Origin of the sequence: Bacillus cereus group sp. BfR-BA-01347, from assembly GCF_022663835.1 — a bacterium.
GTDB lineage: Bacteria > Bacillota > Bacilli > Bacillales > Bacillaceae_G > Bacillus_A > Bacillus_A thuringiensis_K.
Map to the genome: position 1 here is coordinate 198,837 of NZ_JAKUGG010000004.1, position 19,944 is coordinate 218,780.

Consider the following 19,944-nt stretch of genomic DNA (forward strand, 5'->3'; position numbering starts at 1 on the left):
TATATTAAACAAAAACGCTATCCTTTCCTATGATTCTAGAAAAAGAATAGCGTTTTTTTACTCGTCCAGTATTTAGTAGGTATAACTTTTTATATTTCAAAAGACTTTTCTCTCTAAAAATATTTTTCATACAAATTTTCACATTCTAAAAAATCTATAAATTTCTTATAATGTGTCACTGTTCTTTCTAAAGCAATCATTAAAACAAAAATAAAATAAATTGCTTGGATTCCATTCATATAATTAAAGAGTGATTCAAATATATATACAATACTTGCAATCATAGAACAAAACCATAAATAAAACTTCATTTTCAACTTTTTAATTTTTTGCTTAGTTGTCTTACAATACTGACCATGAACTCTTATAAACAAATAAATTGCTGTATGTAAAATAATAATTGAAAATTGAAAACTTCGATTATCCTCCGAACTAAATTCAGAAAAATCTATTTCTAATGAATGTAATACTATCCAAATAGAAAATAAAGATAGCAGAAATACATATAAAAAACCAATTAATAATTCAAAAATAAAGAGCCAAGGTTTATTTATGATTGAGTAAAATGGATTTAGATATTTTATGGTTAATAAAAATTTTCTCACTAAATCAGTAATAATAATTGATGTATTAGTTATATTCATATAGAAAAGTAATGTTATTGGAACTAATAACATTATAGTGATGCCCCAAACAGTAATCTTAATGCCTGATAAAAAGAAAACAGCTCCATAAATTATAACTGAAAAAATAAAAGTTGATATTGGAACAAACATTAAAAATGTAAAAGTTCTTATTAAGATTAAATCCCCTAAAAAATCTTTTATTATGGAAACGTGTATTTTTTCCTCCTTGTATTTTTTCACAGTATCAACTATTTCTTTCTCAGATAAAAGAAAACACTTCAATCTATTAAACATAAAAAAACCCCTTTATATTAAAAAGATTAAAATATATACCAAACTGTTATTAAAATTTCATAAAAATAATTGTAAATTTTGTATAAGCATTTTTTTCACTTTCAACTGTAATTAAGGCGTGATGTGCCTCTATAATAGCTTTGACAAGTGCCAATCCAATTCCGGTCGATCCGTGCTTTTTAGAACTACTTGATTTATAGAATCGTTCAAAAATATGAGGTAATTCTTCAGCTGAAATTCCCTCTCCAAAGTCTTGGATTACTAGTTCTGTATAGATTGGAGAATTTTTGGCCTGAATCATTATTTTACCACCGGGTTTAGAATGTTCGATTGCATTCTTCAACAGGTTTAACAAAGCTTCCTGCATCCATAATTTGTCGTGAATAACGACTATTTCTCTTGGTGCATTCCAATCAATCAAAATATTTTTATCACTTATCATGCTTTGCAAGCGATTTAGTACTTCCTCAGTCGTATCTACTAAATTCCCTGGCTCTTTATCAAACGAAATCGCTTTTGCATCAATTTTTGCTACTTTTAACAAATTCTGAATTAAGACATTCATTCTAGAAATCTGAATATCATTATTTTGTAGTAATTGAGCTTGTTGCTCTCGGGATAGTTTCTCATTTAACAACATTTCATTATAGATAGAAATAGTTGAAAGCGGCGTTTTTAACTGATGAGATATATCCTGCAACATTTCTCCTAAAAACCGTTTCTCTTCAAGCAAATCATGCATATTTTTTCTAATGATATCCCTCATTGAACGAAATGAAATCGCCAGTTTCGCGAAATCCCCCTCTTTATTTTCATTGATGACAACCGAGTAATCTCCCTCGATTATCTTTTTTGCAGCTCTAGTAAGCTGGCTAATCTTATTGAAAATAATTTTTTGTTGCATGTAGTTTGCAACAAAAAGTAAAAATCCAAAAGCAATCAATCCCCACATCATAAATTGATTGTGATTAATAATTAGATTATTTAAGTGAGGAAAAAATTTTGAATCCAAGTCTTCATATAATCCATATTGCTTTAGGATCTCTGTCCCTTTTTCCTGATATTTACTTGAGTGAGACGAATGACTTGATAAGACTTTCATAATTTCCGCTTCATTTTCTGGATTCTGCTCTACCAACCTAGCTGTAATTTCCCCCCATGTTGCAATAGAGTCTCTTTTCAAATGATCATAAAATAATTGTTGAATAATAAATTGGTAAATCACAAATATAGATAAAAGGACGGCTAGTATCGTCATATAGCTTTTTAACTCGGTATTTTTCATTATCTTGCTCACCCAATCACGTCCTTGCTCCAACGATAACCATATCCTCTTTCGGTAACGATAAACTGTGGTTTTTGAGGATTGTCTTCAACTTTAGCTCTTAAACGCTTTATGTATACAGATAACGTGTTTTCATCAAAAAAAACATTTTCTCCTTCTGTTATTTGTTGTAGGAGTTCATCTCTTTTTAATGCTTTGTGAGAATTCTTCATGAAATTCAATAGCAGCTTGTATTCTAAATTCGTCAATGTAATACTTTCACAATTTTTATAAACCTTGACTAGGTTCGTATCGATTCTTATATTCTCAGATCTTAAAATTTGAGATGGAGTTTCTAGCGACGCTTGTTTACGCAATTGTACTTTCACTCTGGCCATGAGTTCCCTAACCCGAAAAGGTTTGGTTATATAATCATCACCGCCTATATCCAGCCCCATTACCACATTTGCTTCTTCATCTAGTGCAGTTAAGAAAATAATAATCGAATTCTCGTTTTTCTTTTTAAAATACAAACATAAGTCATAACCATTACCATCTGGTAGGCCGATATCAAGGATGGACAAATCAAATGTATTGTGAACAAACTGGTGTTTAGCTTCTTTTACACTGGACGCTCTAATCACCTCATAACCTTCATTTCTCAATGAAAATTCGATGGCTATGCCAAGAGCTTCATCATCTTCAACTAGTAATATTTTTTTATTCAAGTATGCCCTCTCCTTTTTTCCCCTAGCTTATATTCCAATTACAATAGCCTGGCTATAATCTAGCCAGGCTTATAATATTATTGTTCTCTGATATTATCAATAATATTATCTTGTTGAATTTTTTTCAATGGATTTAAGACTGATAAATAACTAATTATTAAAGCTGAAACAAACGTAATGATACAAGCCTCATAGGGAATTGTCCATGTCATTTTCAACATATTAGATATAGCTAAATATATAATATAAGACAATATACAGCTAAAAAAGATTCCTTGTAAACTTCCAGAAAAACCGTAAATCAAAGCTTCATAGGTAATCATTTTTTTCAAATCCTTTTGTGACATACCAATGGATTTCAACGCGGCCAATTCTTTTCGTCTAGTCATGATACTTATAGTTATAGTATTGAGGATATTAACGCTACTAATTAAAGAAATGACTGTGATGAAACCATATGCAAGCACTTGTAAAGTAAGTTTTTCTTCTTTTTTTGTTTTATTTTCTTGATAATTATTTACGATTGTAATGGAATATCTTTTTCCAATCGTGTTTTCTATTTCCTTTACTGTCGCGGAAGATTGAGTTACATCCTTTAATTTAGTTTCAAAGCTATTCTCCTTTTTTTCGTATACTTTAGATATATTTTCAAGTGATTTCAATTGATGCAAAACTTGTTCACTCTCAGCTAAATGATCTGGATTATTATCCTCTATCTTAATTGTAATATCCGATTTAACAGATAACTTATCAAAAGATTTAGATGCAAATGCAACACTCATTAAATACGAGAAAGTAATAAATAACACACTACTTATAATAATTGATAAGATTGTAATGGTATAGCGATTTTTATTTCGCTTAACATTTTTCATAGCCATGCTCAAAGGAATAGATAAAGGTTTTTTCACCATGGAATTCTTTTGTTTTTTGATTTGTTCCTTTTTAATTGACAACCTGCTACTAATTGCCAACAAAGGGGAGATTTTCCCTGCAAAATAAGCTGGGTACAAACTTGACGCTATTACAGAAAGCAAGGTAATAATCGAACTGATTAGTAAAATATTCCAATCGACATGGAATATCGAGACCGCTTTACTATTTTCCATTAAAAGTGAAAAAGTGAACTGCAGAGAGGCAAGTGCTATTAGGCTACATATAATTCCAATTGGTATAGCGATGACAGCCAGAAAAGTAGCTTCTCTCAGAACGATTTGTCTAATTTGCTTTCGTGTTGCACCAATGCTTCTCAACAAGCCAAACTGCCTCGTTCGTTCTACGACACTGATTTGAAAAGCGTTGTAAATCACAACAATTGTCGCTATCACAACAATGCTGATTGTAATAATTAGCGTAGCCATAATCGAATTATTGTAACCTGGTTTCTCTAATTGAATTAATTCATTACTTATATTAATATTATTCTCTCCGGAAATGGTCTTGAGTCCCTCTAAAACCTCATTAAAGTTTGCTTTTGAGCTAATTCCAACTAATATTTTCCCTTCACGAGCGCTAAACTTACTCTTATAGGTTAGTAACCGTCCCACCTTATTCTCCTGTGTATATGTACTATCACTTAGAAAACCAACCAATTTGTATTTTTTTTCATTTAATTCGAATGAATCACCTATTTGAATATTTTCTTTTATATAAGGTAATACCCAGGGATCAACAGCAACTTCTTGATCATTAGATGGCAATCTGCCCTTAATAATACTGTATTTTAAAAATTCCAAGGCGTTATCATCAGCAAAATTCATTTGTACAGCAGCCTCTCCAACTTGGACTGTTTCTCCCTGTGACATTAAACCAAATGATTCAATTTGCGAGTTATATTTAATTTTTTTCAATATCGATTCATCGTAATTTAATACAACGGCATGAAAAGAATACCCTTGCCTCTTTTTCGTATTCTCGATTTGAGAAATCTGAGTACCGTTCATAAATAGGCCGATTGTAGAAATTAACGATACAGAGAGTACGATTCCAATCAAAGTTAAAATTGTTCGTTTCTTATTTCCCTTTAAGTATCTCCTGCTTAATTGTTTATAATTACCAATCAAGATTAGTTTCCTCCCGTCTTAAGGCTTATTCGTAGCTAGCCACTGATCAGAAATGATTTGGCCATCTTCAATTGTAATAATACGATCAGAAGTTGATGCAATTTTTAAATCGTGAGTAATCAATACAATAGTTTGATTATATTTTTTTGCTGTCAATCTTAATAAATCCATGACTTCTTTTGTATTTTGAGTATCAAGATTTCCTGTAGGTTCATCAGCTAAGATTAAATGTGGGCGATTTATAAGTGCCCTCCCAATCGAAACCCGTTGTTGCTGACCTCCTGATAATTCAGATGGTAAATGATTTCGTCTTTCATGAAGTCCCAGAATTTCAATAATTTCGTCCATATAAGGATTATCTACAGGTTCATTATCTAGTAAAGTGGGCAAAGCTATATTCTCTTGCACATTCAATACAGGAATTAAATTAAAGAACTGAAATATAAAACCAACTTTTCTTCTTCTAAATATCGAAAGTTCATTATCTGAATAATTATAAATATTGTTCTCTCCAATAAATACTTGTCCTGAACTCGGACGGTCCAACCCTCCCAAAATATGCAACAATGTACTTTTACCTGAGCCAGAAGCTCCTACGATTGAAACAAATTCCCCCTGATGTATTGTAAGGTTTATTCCCTTCAAAGCATCTACCCTACTATTGCCTTCACCATAACTTTTGACGACATCCTCTATTCTTACGATTTCCACTCATATCACCTTATTTTCATTTTAATTTAGTCTTGTACCTCTACAAAGTTTATTTTATTCTGATTATTCGAAGAGAGCTTATCAATCTGTTGTAAAACTTTGTCTACTTCTTGTTTGTTTTTATAATCAAAATTACGTTTTTGAAATTGAATCAATTTCATTATTGACTCTGATTCAGAAAGTGTATTATATTCTTGGTCGTTTAGAATAACAAGGTTCATTGGAACATACCCAATCCAAATTTGCTGTTTAACATACTGAGCAGGTACTATCTTATCGTTCAAATTCAACTGGTTATTTTCAAAATTATCAACCGTAGAATTATCACCCGCATAAGAAAATAATAGATTCTGATCACTAGATACTTTATTTTTATCTTTCACCCTCTCTGAAATAATAGATGCTGAATTTGGATCTTTTCTAGCTCTTAGAAGTCCCTTATTAAATAATTTTACCGCGGTAGAACTATTAATAACTGCATATTCTGTAGTGTTGATTTCAAATTCTTCATTTGTATCATTTTGTTTCTTATCTTCTTCTGATAATGGAATCCTTTTTGTTGTTGTGACGTACTTTATCTTATAGTCTATTGATTGTTTAGTGTCATCTTTAAACTCTTGTTTAACTTTTTCTACGTCAGTTGCAGTACCACTAACTAGAATCCCATCGACTGGTTGTCCTGGACCTTGCACATAACGTTTTACTCCTAATCCTATTCCTATAAAAATAGCAATAACAACCGTATAACTGATAATTTTTTTCATTAGAATACTCCTTTAGTAAATGATTTATATCTGGATTATAGATGAGTTTTTTTCATAAGTTAATGACTTCTATCTAACTATGTGACTTCTAATCTTACAATTTTGTAAGATTAGTATTCCCCATGCTCAACAAGCTAAATTTATATAATAATAATCTTATACATTATTATTCTCTTTTTTATTGGAACGGGTCGAATCACAGGCAATAACCCGACCTATAATGATTAATGTTACAGATAATAACTTAAGGCCCGTCTTATATATAATCTAAATCTTTAAAATAAACAAAGGATATTACTCCTAATACAGCACCAACTATCCCTAGCATCAAACCCTTATACTTTTGTATAAACATCTTATTCCTCTTTTCGCACAAACAAATTATCCATATATAAAAATACTAAGTTATGGAATGTTTTCAAAGAATTAAAGCGTTTTTATATTCAGTTTATATGTCTACTTCTTTTCTTATCCCATAGTTAAGTAAATCCAAAGGGATACAAAAACGTCACTTCTTTTATAAACAGTACGACTTTATTGTTACTTAATAGTAGTGAGAAATATCACATATCTCATAAAAGGGCTGGGCGGAAATTTAAGTTTACTAAATACCTTTTCTAAAGTTTGAGTGCACCCTTTTTCTGTACACTCCATCCAATCTTTCATTAAACAACTACCTTCTCCCATAATTTCAAAGGATTTCCACTCGGTTATCCCGAATATATAAATTACCATTCTCACAAGGAGCGAATCTATATGAATCTATTCGAACACGAAACGTAAAACTGCCTCTCTTTCATAAGAGGTCCTCCCTTTTTCTTTTCTCATCATATCATTCATTTACGAAATAGGAGGAAATAATTATGAAACGTAATCCATTATTTTTAACTTTATTAAAAAGTGCAAATACAAACTTTAGCGGCTGGGATTTTTCTTTCATTTCAGAAACGGGTCGAATGAAGAGCGAGCCTTTATCGTGGTCGTACGGCAGCACTGCTTTTCAGCTTATGCAATGTGCAGAATCAATGCTCGATATGGGTACTGGCGGCGGAGAGTTTTTATCTATGTTACAACCGTTCCCGTCAACTATATTCGCTACTGAGGGCTACACTCCAAACGTGTCAATTGCTCAAAACAAATTAGAGCCTTTAGGAGTTACTGTTTTAGAAGTAACTGATGATACTGCATTACCATTTCAAGATGGGCAGTTTGATTTAATTATAAATCAACATGAATCGTATGCTGCTTCTGAGGTAAACAGAATCCTTTCTCCAAGTGGCGTTTTTCTTACACAACAAGTTGGCGGTCTTGATTGCGCGGAACTTAATGAGCAGTTTGGCTCAACACTAAATAGCGACTTTGCAAGTTGGTCTCTCGAAACAGCATGCAGTGAGTTAAAGCAAAATGGATTTACTATTTTAGAAGCAAGGGAAGAATTCCCTTTCCAACGCTTTTATGATATTGGCGCTATCGTCTATTATTTAAAAGCGATTCCGTGGCAAATTCCTGATTTTACTGTCGAAAGATATTATGAGGATTTATATCGCATACATGAGAGCATCTTGCAAAAAGGATATTTTGATGTGAAGCAACATCGATTTATGATTAAGGCGATTCGCAGCTAGCAAAAAGGAGGTGGCATAGCCACCTCCTTTTTGCTCCGTTTACGTATGTTCTCTACTCTTTCATCATAAGAAAAGTTATATCATACATATTACAATTATGACCAATGAGTTGTATTTCTGAAACATATAATCACCTCGCATATATAATGAGAGCAAAAACGTGATTTTTCACTTTCCTCTTCTATTGAGAAACAAGTTGTTTTTCATATCGCTTGTTCGTATCATCTTCTGTCAAATATGCAGTTGTGTAATTAATAATATTCCGGTTATCGTACGTGAATATATGTTTTAACTTATTTTCTTCTGTTAATACTGTCGGTAAGTATTTTGGTAAGTTGCTAACTACACCTCTATTATCACCATCTAATATCCAATCAATTTCTTTCCATTCTAATAATCCTTCAGCCGTACGAAATGGTGTATTCATCTGCATTTCATCTGGCAAATCAGCAACGAACACATACATTCCTTCATTAGCCTGGGGCTCATCTTTACCTTTAAAAACAACAGTCCCTTTATACGTTACACTTGAAAGTTCTATGCCCGTTTCCTCAAATGTTTCTCTAATTATTCCTTCGTATGGCGTTTCATTATCTTCTATTTTTCCTCCGACACCATTCCACATCCCCATATTCGGCTTTTTATTTCTATTTAATAGCAGTATTTTATCGCTTTTTCTAATAAAGCAAATTGTGTACTTGTACATACAATCATTTCCTTTCATTTTCCACATGAGTTATTTGGCTTATTTTCAAGTAAAAACACTCGCCTTACAATTCCTTACTACATAATATATAGTACAACTTTCATGCGTAAACACTTTACGTCAAACGAGAGAATCCTTTTTAGAAAGGAGAATTTAAAATCGATACTATAAGCAATGAATTTTTAAACCAATATTACAACAGCCTTGTGTGGTTAAACGATACACACTGGCTCGGGGTTCCAATCTGTAAACTTCCCTCTGATCTCTTTTTGTATCAAGAAATCATTTATGAATTAAAGCCCGATTTAATTATTGAATGCGGGACTTTTCATGGTGGTAGTGCACTGTATTTAGCTTCTATGTTAGATTTAATTGGAAAAGGTCACGTACTTACTATCGATATAACTCCGCAGCCAAATCGGCCATCACATAATCGGATTACGTATTTAACAGCCTCTTCTGTTTCTGTGCAGGCCGTTCAAACAATAGTAAGTATGCGCAAACCTGATGATGTGATTTTAGTTATTTTAGATTCTGATCATAGTAAAGAACATGTATCCAAAGAACTCTTACTATATAAATCTATCGTCACTACTGGCAGTTATATAATTGTAGAAGATACCTCCATTAATGGAAATCCACTTCTTCCTGATTGGGGTCCTGGCCCGATGGAAGCTGTGGATGAGTTTTTAACAAAAAATAATCACTTCATAATCGACGACTCTAAACATAAATTTTTCATATCATTTAATCCAAAAGGGTTTTTAAAGAAAATAAAGTGAAACTTTAATCAGCCCTCACCAATCGGGCTTTTACGGACAGTTGATCCCCCACCTAACTTCTTTGCTTTCCCTGAACTTTGAGGTGGAGGTCTTACTGCCCATTAATGCGGGGTAAAGTGAAACTTTAATAAGTGGGGTTTTGCTCCTCCCCCACTTATTCTATCATTTTCATTTTTGAAAAAGGATAATATACGAATTCCACCTTGCCAATTATGTTATCTTCTTCAATATATCCTAAGCCATTGCGACTATCTCTACTTACTTCGCGGTTATCTCCCATTACAAATAACTTATTTGGTGGAATTTTTGTCTTTTGAAAGTTATAAAACACTTGTGTGTTGTTAAATAAATCTTTGTTCGTATATGGTTCTTCTTGCTTTTTATCGTTCACATATACCTTTCCATTCGTTATGTTAATTACATCACCCGGAAGCCCTATTACACGTTTCACATAATATTTCGATTCATCCTCTTCTTTTATAATGACAATTTCTCCGTGTTGTAAATTAGAAAGACGTACTGCTGCTTTATTTACAAATACGTAGTCTGCTTCATATAAAGTCGGCTGCATCGATTCCCCTTCCACCTTACATAAAGTAAAAGAATGGTAGCCTATGACTATCACCAATATAAATAGTATGTACTTTCCCCAGCCTCTCTTAATCTCCTTTTTCATATCCATTCCCACCTTATAAAGCGCTTTTTAACTCAAAAAATATATCACTGCACAATAAGTTTCCATGCAGTGATACTATTTTTACTGTGCCTTGTTCGGTTGTTCTACTGGAATTGAATTTGCATTTGATCTATTTGTTTTTAATTCAAAATACGCATCCAAAATCTCTTTACCAATGGCAGAATTAATTCCTGATTTATCATCATTCACCCATGGCACAACAACTGAAAAGGCTATTTCCGGATCAGCATCATATGGCGCATAACCGGCAAGAGTTAAATTATAACATTTTTTTCTGTTGTTGTTCTCATCTCTTCCAATATCACTTTCTCCACCATATACTGTCTCAGCTGTTCCTGTTTTTCCCGCTGGTTTATATGGTAAACCTTTAAACGTTCCAGTACCTGTTCCGTCAGCTTCTTGAAAAACCCTTCTAAATCCTTCTTTTACATGATTAATGTACGAAGTGTCCATATCCACTCGATTTAATACAACTGGTTCAATCGACCGAACGACTTTTCCTACATCCTCTGGTCTATTCGGTTGTTCTCTAACTTCTTGTACAATTTGTGGTTTCATTCGGTAACCGCCATTTGCAATGGTTGAAATATATTGCGCAAGCTGAAGCGGCGTATATGTATCATACTGTCCAATCGCGTAATCAAGTAAAAATCCGGGTATGTTATCAGTTCTACCTACTTGACCAATTGATTCATTTGGCAGGTCAATACCAGTCGACACACCTAGGCCAAATTGTCTAAAATAGTAGCGCATTTTATTAAATGTTTCTTGTTTAATGTCTAATGGATTGTTTGGGACATAATTAATGCCTGCCATTTTTAAAGCCGTATTAAACATATAAACGTTCGATGACACTTGCAAAGCTCTTAAATCATCAATATCCCCAAATTCTTTCCACGATTTCTTCGGCTTAGAACTTCCTTTAAAATACATTGGTGCATCAAAGAAATGTGTATACGGCTTAATCGCTTCTGTTTGATATCCAGTTAATAAAGTAGCACCTTTTACAGTTGACCCTAACTCATAAGAACTTGTCATCGTTCCTAGTGCATAATCTTCTATTTGCATACCGCCATCTTTATTTACAATTTTCTTTCCTGCCATTGATAAAATTTGACCGTTTTTCGGATTCATCATTACTACGAACGCACGATCCATCATCGGCTCTGCAGCATGAAAAGCTCGTAAATTCTTTTCAAGGCTTCCCTCTACTCTTTTCTGTAAATCCATATCGACTGTTAACATCAAGTTATTTCCACTTTTTCCTTCAGTCACTTTTTCAGTTCGAACAATCTTCCCTGCTTTATCCATAATATTTTTAGACTGTTCTTTCGTTCCATGTAGTGCATCTTCGTATTGTTTTTCGATGTAACTTTTACCAATACGGTCGTTTCGATTATAATCACGAACTAAATAATAATCTAATTGTTCTCTTGGCAACCCTTCATTTTCATTAGAAACGCTACCGAGTATAGAGCGCAGTATTTTATCATTTGGGTATTCACGTTCCCAATCTACTGTTGTATCTACCCCCGGTAAACTTGCCAACCTTTCACTAACGACAGCATATTCATTTTGACTTACATCTTTTTTAACGATTTGCGGCGTCATTTTATATCCCGCATTCATTTTGCTTTTAATTACTAATACTTCTATATCTTCCTTTGAAAGCTCATTTAATTCTTCTTGTGTAATTCTTTCCCGGCGCAGTTCTTCTACTTTTTTATCTAACTCTTTTCCTTCTATTTCTTGCTTTCTAAATTTACTCTCATCTTCTTTCGTTACTTTCGCTGCTGCCCGCTTTTCATTTAACTGCATCCAAAAATCTTTCTTATCTGTCTCTGTTAACTTATCCATGTCCTCTTGCGACATTTCAATTAGCTTAGCTAAATCTTTTGCTACCTGTAAAACTTCTTTCGAGTCTACTCCTCTCATTTTCGTATATGTAACGGTTCGCAATGGTTTATTATTTACAATAACGTGACCTTGCCGATCAAACATTTTCCCTCTAGGAACGGGAGTGCTTACCGTTACATCTTCCTTTTTGTTTACTTCATTTCTATACGTTTCTCCATCAATGATTTGTACTTTACCTAATTGAATTATAATAGCTGAAAATAAAAGAAAGACAATAAAAAATAGTACATTTAACCGAAATGGAATATGAGTCTTTTTCTTTTTCGATTGTTTTTTCTGCTCCTTTTTCTGTCTCATTTCGCTCCCTCGCTTCATTCTATTAACATTTCTACGCAAAATCATTATGTATCAAATTTATTTATATGATATATATAGAATTTTATATTAATTACAAAAGAAATAAAAGATTTAATTTTCAGTTTTTTATTTCGCTATCCTATTTATTACCATTCCCTTAATGCACAATAACATGAATATTATTCTAAAAGAAAAATGGGACAAATTGATTTTTATACCATTAATTCACATTTCTTTGTATACTAAAGAAATAGATTCATAAAAGACATTACTTAAGGAGAGAACGAAAATGACAGATTCGTTTATCATACATACTAATACGCCACATTGTTTAAACTTTATGATTTACATTCAAAATATTTATCTCAATCAAAAAGGAAAAAAAGAAAATTTTCGTTTTCCTTACATAACAAAAACATTACATTTCTCCACTGACTTTAAAACAAACTTCAAAGAATTATGGCTGACTCTTCGTAAGCAAACTGCTAACGACAGATATGATTTACAAATTTTTCACGAGGAGAATCATATATTTTACGAGAAGCTTTTTGACACTCAATTATGTAATGAGGAATCTTTTAAAGAATTACTGTGTAGTTTTAAAGTATGGTGGACTAGCATAGTAGGTCAGCATTCATTAGAATGGTCTGTAAGTGAGTATAGTACGCAACTTTATAATGATTTAGTTTTATACTTAAAACAAAACCAAATAAAACCTTTACAACAGGTACACATTAGCTTACTTTATGACGATTGTGTATTCGCTAAAGAAAATATTACTTCTTACTCTGCCATTTTACCTACCAAACTCTTTTTTATAAATTATAAAGATGTTGTTACTACGTTATCAAAATGTTTTCATATCGCTTTAAACAGCGATTACTCAAATAAAAAAGTGAGGTAGATACCTCACTTTTTTAGATAACTTATTTCACTGAAGATACCCCTTTAACAAACTCACCAATCTTATTTTGAAAAACAAAATCAAAGTTATATTCTTGCCCTGTTAACTCTTCATTTACTAAAATTGTTGTTGCCCCTATTTCCCTCTTTGCGATTTGCGGGAATGAAGCGACGGGTTGTACTTTTAATGACGTTCCCATAACGATAAATATATCTGTTTCATATAAACGTGTTATCGCATTTTGATATTGCGGTAATGTATCTCCGTATAAAACTACGTCTGGATTTAAAATGAAATTACACTTCTCACAACGCGGTACTTCATGATCAATCATATACTGTAAATCATAGCCTGATTTACATTTTGGACAATGTGCTGTTTGAAGTGTTCCATGTAAATCAATAACATGCTTACTGCCACCTAATTGATGTAAACCGTCAATATTTTGCGTTAAAATCGTAATATCTTTCCCTTGTTCTTCTAGCTCAGCTAAAAAACGATGTCCACGATTTGGTTTATATTGATGGAACGTATTAATTTGAAAGATTTCTTTATAATGCTTCCAAAATTCTTTCGGACTTTGGTTATAGTACCCTCTTGATAAATACATCTCCACATTCGCATCAGCATACAATCCATTTGCTGAACGGAAATCTGGGATACCACTTTCCGTACTTGCACCAGCGCCTGTTAATACTGTAATTTTCTTCGCTTTTTCTAAAATTGAACGTACTTCTTCAAATTGTTGCACAAAAATCACCTCTATGTATTTTCCTATTCTTATTATACCAGTTGTTTACAGGAGGTGTTGTACAATTCATTTTACTTAATGCGTTGCGCCCCCAATCTCTACAATATCTACTTCAACTGTCATCGTTACTTCAATTGCCAATTCTATTCCCTTACTAATAGTAGAAAGTGACATACTCGGTTGCCCTGGATAATTACTCGATTGTTCTGGTAAAAACGGAATATGAATGAATCCGCCTTTTATTTTCTTATCATGTTTCTCTAGTTCATGCATAAGTCCATAGAATAAGTGATTACAAACGAATGTGCCTGCCGTCTGTGAAACAGATGACGGTATGCCCTCTTCGCAAAGTTTTTTTACAATTGCTTTCATCGGAAGTGCAGACCAATAGGCAGCTGGTCCTTCTTCTACAACCGGTACATCTACCGGCTGATTTCCTTCATTGTCAGCAATTCTTGCATCATCAATATTAATTGCAACACGTTCTATCGTAATATCTGGTCTGCCCCCAGCTTGTCCAATGCATATAATAATTTCCGGCGCTAGTTCTTCTATATACTCTTTTAATACGCTTATTGATTTATGAAATACAGTTGGTACTTGTTTGCTTATTACCTTGTATTCTCCAATTGTTTTTTCATGCAAACCTTTTGCTACTTCCCAAGCTGGATTGATATTTTCTCCGCCAAATGGATCAAACCCTGTTAATAATACTGTTTTCATAGTTTTCTCCTCCTAATTAGAAACGATATACTAGGCCATACATAATAAACATATTGATAATAAAGATTGAAAGAGCAATTGGTACTTGTGCTTTAATAACTGCATTTTTGTCTTTTAGTTCTAATAGCATCGCCGGAACGATATTAAAGTTTGCTGCCATTGGAGTAAGCAGTGTTCCGCAATATCCAGCAAACATACCAAGCGCTGCCATAATCGCTGGGTTTCCGCCGTGCATTTGAACAATTAAAGGTAAGCCAATTCCGCCGGTAATAACGGCAAACGCTGCGAATGCATTTCCCATTACGACTGTAAATAACATCATGCCTAAACAGTACGCCATAACAGCAACGAACGGATACTCTGTCGGTAACACTTGTCCGACTAAGTCTGAAACAACTTGTCCAACGCCAGACTTCGCGAATATACCACCAAGTGCTGCTAACATTTGTGGTAAAATGACAGCCCAGCCGACAGCTTGTAATAGTCTGCTTCCTTCTTGTACAGGCGTTGTTATTTTTGATTTTGTAATACGCATTGCCGCGACGAATGCGAGTAATGCACCAAGCGCTAATGTAACTAATGTTACTTTATCTGGATCAACAAGAGAGACATTTCCCCATTTAATTTTCCCTAACGTTAACGTACCGATAATTGTAAAAATAGGAATTAAAAGTGCAGGCATAAAAATTTTATTTTTTAATTTCTCAGAATGTTTCACACGTTCTTGTACTGGTACTTCTTTTTCCTGAGACTTTGTTACTTTATTTAGTGAAGCTAAAACGACCATAGTAAGCACTATACAACCAACGTAAAACGAAGGAATTATATTTCCGAATAAAAATGTAACTGCAAACAATGCCCAAAATAAACTAGAACCGAATCTGTTTGGATGTTCACGATCGAATGCGATACGAACAGCGATAAAGGCAACGATTATCCCTAATACATAATAGATTGTATCCATTGTGATGATGTTCATATTAGATTACCTCCTTCTCTTCTTTTCCTTCTGCCTTCATTGTTTTCTCTATATATTTATCAAACCTTCTAAATCTAATCCAGCTTACAATAAGTGCAGATATTGCTGTCGGAATGCCCCAAAGTGCCATATCCCATACACCGACATGCATACCTACTGAATCGAAGAATCCTTTCATTAATAAAATAGCACCAGTTGCGATGAAAATATCTTCTCCGAAAAACCAAGCTGTATTTTCCGCAGCAGCTGCGTTTGCTTTAATCTTTTCTCTTAATTTTTCAGGGAGTTTACCGTATTTACCTTGTGCGGCTCCTTCTGCCATCGGTGCAACGAGCGGTCTTACTGTTTGTGCATGACCACCAATATTCAGTCCAAGTGCTGCTGAGGATTCTCTTATCGTAAAATATGACATTAATACTCTTCCAGTTGTTGCTCCTTTTGATTTCGTTATAAGTGCTTCTGCTCTTTCTTTTAAACCGTAACGCTCTAAAATTCCGATTACCGGTAATGTTAATATAATTGGCATAGACATATATCTATTTTCTATGAAAAATTTACCGAACATACTGATCACATCATAAAAACTTAATCCTGAAACCATACCAGTAACAATACCTGCAACCATAACTACTAAAAGTGTATTTAATCTAAATAAAAAGCCCACTGCAACAAGTAATATCCCGATTAATTTCACCAATTCCAACACTTCCCCTCATTTTTTACTTCGGTGCACAAATAGAAATGCCGTTAAGTTTGAATGTTCTGTATATTCTTTCTGCAAATTGCACTGCTTTTTCCCCATCACCATGTAAACAAATCGTTTGCGCCTGAACTACTACTTTCTTTCCATTGACCGAATTTACATGGCCTTCTTTCACCATTTGAAGTACTTGCTTTATCGCTTCGTCTTCATCTTTTATAAGCGCATTTTCTTCTGTACGGCTCGTTAATGTACCATCTTGCTTATATGTACGATCCGCAAAAGCCTCTTGTACGAGAGTTACTTTGTATTTTTTTGCAGCCTGTATAAATGCCTCACTATTTGCTAATCCGTAAAGTAATAGATTTGGATTACTATGATAAATTACCTTCGCAATTGCATCTGCAATTTCCGGATTAGTCGCCGCCATATTATATAGAGCACCGTGCGGTTTTACATGATGCATCTTCCCGCCAGCTGCTTTCAAAAAAGCGTCTAATGCACCGATTTGATACAATACATAGTCGTATACTTCACTTGCTGAAACATTCATGTTTCTTCTACCAAATCCAATTAAATCAGGAAATCCAGGATGCGCCCCTATTGCTACGTTATGCTCCAAAGCTTTTTCAACAGTTTGACGCATAACAGACGGATCACCCGCATGAAAACCGCAAGCAACGTTTATAGAGGAAACGAACGGAAGAATTTTATCATCATTCCCCATTTTATAAGCGCCAAAACTTTCTCCTAAATCACAATTCAAATCAATTGTAGTCATGATATTTCCCTCCTGCTCTCAGCTTCGTAAAGCGATGAATTTCTTTAATAGATTCATATTTACTTCTTGTTCTATGTACAATTGTTCCGCTTCTTCAAGCGTAATTTTCTCAAAAGAAACATAGTCCCCCGGCTTTAGCTGGGCAAGAAGAGGTAAATCTACTGAAATGATATTTCCAATTCTCGTATAGCCACCTGTCGTTTGTCTATCTGCCATTAATATAATCGGCTGTCCACCATTTGGAACTTGAATGGTTCCAAATGTAACAGGACTCGATAAAATCTCTTTTTCTTCAATCCTATTTAATACTTCTCCCTCAACTCTATAGCCCATACGGTCAGCATGATTAGATACCTTATACTCTTTCGTAAAAAATGCCTTTCTACTTTCTTCTGTAAATTGATTATATTCAAAGTCAGCTATGACACGAAGCTTAGGATGTTTCTTATACTTTGGTAGTACGCTGTTGCTAATTGCCCATTTCGTTTTTATTCGCTCATCTTTTTGTAAGTCTTGAATGAAACAATTCGCCATTTCTGGTTGTGCACCAATTTGGAAGTAGTCACCCTTTTTCAACATTCTTCCTTCTATACCGCCAATCGTAGCACGTATGTACGTACTTTTACTTCCCATAGTGCGATCAATATGGATGCCACCCGCAAAAGTCACATACGCTCTGCAACCACTTTTCACCTTTCCAAAACAAAGCATACTACCTTCTTCCGCTAAAATGGGACGCCATAACGGGATACGTTCTCCATTCAATAACGGTTCCATGTCTGCTCCGCCAATCGCAAGTAAAGTCGGTTTCTTTATTAACAATTTAGGTCCCATAATCGTAATTTCGAGTCCGGCTTCATTCTCTTCATTACCCACTAACATATTGATCATCCGAAGCGCACTTTGATCCATTGCCCCGCCAACGGGTACACCGTATTGTTGATAATGTGATCGCCCTAAATCTTGGACTGTTGTAAACATTCCCGCATGCAAAACTTCTACATCCATTCTTTAGCCCCCTCAAGTGATACGTACTCTTCCTTCGTTATTGGGATAAATCGTAAATACATACCACTTTGAATATATGTTGGTATTTCTTCTTCTGGATTAAATAATGAAATAGGAGTTCTGCCGATAATATTCCATCCTCCTGGTGTTTCAAGTGGATATATACCTGTTTGATTCCCGCCAATACCCACTGAACCAGGAGAAATTTGTAACCGTGGTGTTTCTTTTCTAGGTGTTTCTAATTCTTTTGATAGTCCTCCTAGATACGGGAACCCTGGTGTAAAACCTAGCATATATACAAAATATGTAGTTTCACTATGTATTCGAATCACATCTTCTACTTGTAAACCTTTATAATGTGCGACATCTTCTAAATCAGGTCCATATTCTCCCCCGTAACAAACTGGTATAGAAATATGTTGCACATCCTGTTTTACTTCTTCTTTATTAGAATCATAAAGCTCCTTTATATACTGGCGAACATAATCATATGGTCTTTCACTTCTTTCACTTCTCTTCCATACTTTATATACATTGTAGTAAACAGCTAATGAAGTAAACGATGGAACGCACTCAATCATTCCTGCAAACGGATGTTGCTGCAGTGCTTGAAATAACCGCTGTACTTTCTCATATATATCCATCTTAATTTCTTCACCAAATGTAACAATAATTGCTTGATCCCCTAACGCAGAAAATTTCATCCTACTCCCTCTTTCTATGCCAAAAAGCCGAGTTCTTTCGAAATGCGATGTGCTGTTTCTTTCACCTTAGCGATAAAATATGAAATGTTACTTTCGCTGTACTCAATTGCTAATCCTGAAATACTAATGCCTGCTACAACCGTTCCATCACTTGCGAAAATGGGCGCTGCTATTGCGGCTGTATGATTTTCTAACTCAGAATAACTAATTGTATAGCCTTCCTTTTTTGCCATTTGCAACACTTCTAACAATTGTTTCTTATCCACGATTGTTCCATCTGCAAACTGTTTTAAATCCACTTCCTCTATGTATCTCCGTTTCTCTTCCTCAGAGAAATACGATAGTAAAATTCTTGGACATGCACCAGTATAAAGCGGTGCTCTTCTTCCAACCGCCGTATACACGCGTACCGGCTGAACACCTTCCATCTTTTCAACGTAAATTGCGTCATTACCATCTTGAATTATTAAATTAACTGCCTGTCCTAAACTATCTCTAAGTTCTTTCATATAAGGAATTGCTATATTTCTTACTGATAATCGTTGTGAAACAAGTTGACCGAACCGTAAAAATACGACCCCTAAACGATATTTCCCCTTTTCGTTTTTTTGTAAAAACGCCATCTCTTCTAACGAGCCAATTAAACGATAAACAGATGTTTTCGGCATATTGGTAAGCTGAACCATCTCAGTTAAACTTAGCTCTTCATGCTCATAAAACAACTCTAAAATATCCATTGTCTTAACTGCCGTTTTATTTATACTCATTCTATCTCCCTTTCGTTCCGAATTACGGAACTTAAATTCCGTTTTTCGAAACAAACATATAATTTAAAATTATAAAATATTCTTTCAATTCAATCAATAGATTTTAAGCAAATAAAAAAGTATGGAAGAATATCTCTCCCATACTTCACTACA

At 34.0% G+C, this 19,944-nt stretch carries 20 protein-coding genes; 3 read left to right on the top strand and 17 right to left on the bottom strand.

Going from position 1 to position 19,944, the window contains the following annotated elements; all coding sequences use genetic code 11:
• Nucleotides 1-113 precede the first annotated feature (113 nt).
• The 6 genes from MR143_RS09195 to MR143_RS09220 form a co-directional block, all read right to left on the bottom strand.
• Nucleotides 114-920, bottom strand: a complete 807-nt coding sequence (locus MR143_RS09195) for a hypothetical protein (protein WP_000483292.1) — start codon at nucleotides 918-920, stop codon at nucleotides 114-116.
• Nucleotides 921-969: 49 nt separating this feature from the next.
• A complete protein-coding gene (locus MR143_RS09200; protein WP_000798888.1) occupies nucleotides 970-2,205 on the bottom strand; it encodes a HAMP domain-containing sensor histidine kinase in 1,236 nt (411 codons plus the stop codon).
• Nucleotides 2,206-2,213: 8 nt separating this feature from the next.
• Nucleotides 2,214-2,912, bottom strand: coding sequence for a response regulator transcription factor (locus MR143_RS09205; protein ID WP_001035094.1), 699 nt, complete (start codon nucleotides 2,910-2,912; stop codon nucleotides 2,214-2,216).
• 77 nt (nucleotides 2,913-2,989) lie between these two features.
• A complete protein-coding gene (locus tag MR143_RS09210) occupies nucleotides 2,990-4,975 on the bottom strand; it encodes an ABC transporter permease (protein ID WP_000580037.1) in 1,986 nt (661 codons plus the stop codon).
• Nucleotides 4,976-4,993: 18 nt separating this feature from the next.
• Nucleotides 4,994-5,686: an ABC transporter ATP-binding protein gene (locus MR143_RS09215; RefSeq protein ID WP_000407084.1), complete on the bottom strand. Its 693-nt coding sequence runs from the start codon at nucleotides 5,684-5,686 to the stop codon at nucleotides 4,994-4,996.
• A gap of 26 nt (nucleotides 5,687-5,712) precedes the next feature.
• Nucleotides 5,713-6,450 (bottom strand): lipoprotein BA_5634 family protein, encoded by a 738-nt coding sequence (locus MR143_RS09220; protein WP_000720909.1) that lies wholly within the window; start codon nucleotides 6,448-6,450, stop codon nucleotides 5,713-5,715.
• An 863-nt stretch (nucleotides 6,451-7,313) separates the two neighbouring features.
• Here MR143_RS09220 and MR143_RS09225 point away from each other — a divergent pair.
• Nucleotides 7,314-8,075 (top strand): class I SAM-dependent methyltransferase, encoded by a 762-nt coding sequence (locus MR143_RS09225; protein ID WP_000828139.1) that lies wholly within the window; start codon nucleotides 7,314-7,316, stop codon nucleotides 8,073-8,075.
• Nucleotides 8,076-8,256: 181 nt separating this feature from the next.
• Here MR143_RS09225 and MR143_RS09230 read toward each other — a convergent pair whose 3' ends face one another.
• A complete protein-coding gene (locus MR143_RS09230) occupies nucleotides 8,257-8,781 on the bottom strand; it encodes an NUDIX hydrolase (protein ID WP_000280185.1) in 525 nt (174 codons plus the stop codon).
• Between the two features lie 158 nt (nucleotides 8,782-8,939).
• Between MR143_RS09230 and MR143_RS09235 the strand changes: the two genes are divergently transcribed.
• Entirely contained in the window at nucleotides 8,940-9,563 is a 624-nt protein-coding gene (locus tag MR143_RS09235) for a cephalosporin hydroxylase family protein (RefSeq protein WP_265411132.1), read from the top strand.
• Nucleotides 9,564-9,717: 154 nt separating this feature from the next.
• Here the strand turns inward: MR143_RS09235 and lepB are convergent, their stop codons facing one another.
• Both lepB and MR143_RS09245 read right to left on the bottom strand, forming a co-directional pair.
• Nucleotides 9,718-10,239 (bottom strand): signal peptidase I, encoded by a 522-nt coding sequence (gene lepB / locus MR143_RS09240; RefSeq protein ID WP_002164083.1) that lies wholly within the window; start codon nucleotides 10,237-10,239, stop codon nucleotides 9,718-9,720.
• A gap of 81 nt (nucleotides 10,240-10,320) precedes the next feature.
• Nucleotides 10,321-12,474: a peptidoglycan D,D-transpeptidase FtsI family protein gene (locus tag MR143_RS09245; protein ID WP_001249187.1), complete on the bottom strand. Its 2,154-nt coding sequence runs from the start codon at nucleotides 12,472-12,474 to the stop codon at nucleotides 10,321-10,323.
• A gap of 289 nt (nucleotides 12,475-12,763) precedes the next feature.
• On the opposite strand from MR143_RS09245, the gene MR143_RS09250 reads away from it, so the two are divergent.
• Nucleotides 12,764-13,378 (top strand): hypothetical protein, encoded by a 615-nt coding sequence (locus MR143_RS09250; RefSeq protein WP_000132268.1) that lies wholly within the window; start codon nucleotides 12,764-12,766, stop codon nucleotides 13,376-13,378.
• 22 nt (nucleotides 13,379-13,400) lie between these two features.
• Here MR143_RS09250 and MR143_RS09255 read toward each other — a convergent pair whose 3' ends face one another.
• The 8 genes from MR143_RS09255 to MR143_RS09290 form a co-directional block, all read right to left on the bottom strand.
• Nucleotides 13,401-14,138 carry an NAD-dependent protein deacylase gene (locus tag MR143_RS09255; RefSeq protein WP_080029608.1) on the bottom strand — a complete coding sequence of 246 codons (738 nt, stop codon included), beginning with the start codon at nucleotides 14,136-14,138 and terminating at the stop codon, nucleotides 13,401-13,403.
• Nucleotides 14,139-14,204: 66 nt separating this feature from the next.
• On the bottom strand, nucleotides 14,205-14,852 hold the full coding sequence (pcp, locus tag MR143_RS09260; RefSeq protein ID WP_000859714.1) for a pyroglutamyl-peptidase I: 648 nt from the start codon (nucleotides 14,850-14,852) through the stop codon (nucleotides 14,205-14,207).
• A gap of 16 nt (nucleotides 14,853-14,868) precedes the next feature.
• A complete protein-coding gene (locus MR143_RS09265) occupies nucleotides 14,869-15,831 on the bottom strand; it encodes a DUF979 domain-containing protein (RefSeq protein WP_242280713.1) in 963 nt (320 codons plus the stop codon).
• A 1-nt stretch (nucleotide 15,832) separates the two neighbouring features.
• Nucleotides 15,833-16,528 carry a DUF969 domain-containing protein gene (locus MR143_RS09270; protein WP_000239810.1) on the bottom strand — a complete coding sequence of 232 codons (696 nt, stop codon included), beginning with the start codon at nucleotides 16,526-16,528 and terminating at the stop codon, nucleotides 15,833-15,835.
• A 22-nt stretch (nucleotides 16,529-16,550) separates the two neighbouring features.
• Nucleotides 16,551-17,312 carry a 5-oxoprolinase subunit PxpA gene (pxpA, locus tag MR143_RS09275; protein ID WP_000207349.1) on the bottom strand — a complete coding sequence of 254 codons (762 nt, stop codon included), beginning with the start codon at nucleotides 17,310-17,312 and terminating at the stop codon, nucleotides 16,551-16,553.
• An 18-nt stretch (nucleotides 17,313-17,330) separates the two neighbouring features.
• Nucleotides 17,331-18,320: a 5-oxoprolinase subunit C family protein gene (locus tag MR143_RS09280; protein WP_000382225.1), complete on the bottom strand. Its 990-nt coding sequence runs from the start codon at nucleotides 18,318-18,320 to the stop codon at nucleotides 17,331-17,333.
• Complete coding sequence (gene pxpB, locus MR143_RS09285; protein ID WP_000672270.1) at nucleotides 18,311-19,024, bottom strand: 5-oxoprolinase subunit PxpB; 714 nt, start codon at nucleotides 19,022-19,024, stop codon at nucleotides 18,311-18,313. Before pxpB ends, MR143_RS09280 begins: the two co-directional genes overlap by 10 nt.
• Before the next feature lie 14 nt (nucleotides 19,025-19,038).
• Nucleotides 19,039-19,791 carry an IclR family transcriptional regulator gene (locus MR143_RS09290; RefSeq protein ID WP_000026351.1) on the bottom strand — a complete coding sequence of 251 codons (753 nt, stop codon included), beginning with the start codon at nucleotides 19,789-19,791 and terminating at the stop codon, nucleotides 19,039-19,041.
• Between the last annotated feature and the right edge of the window lie 153 nt (nucleotides 19,792-19,944).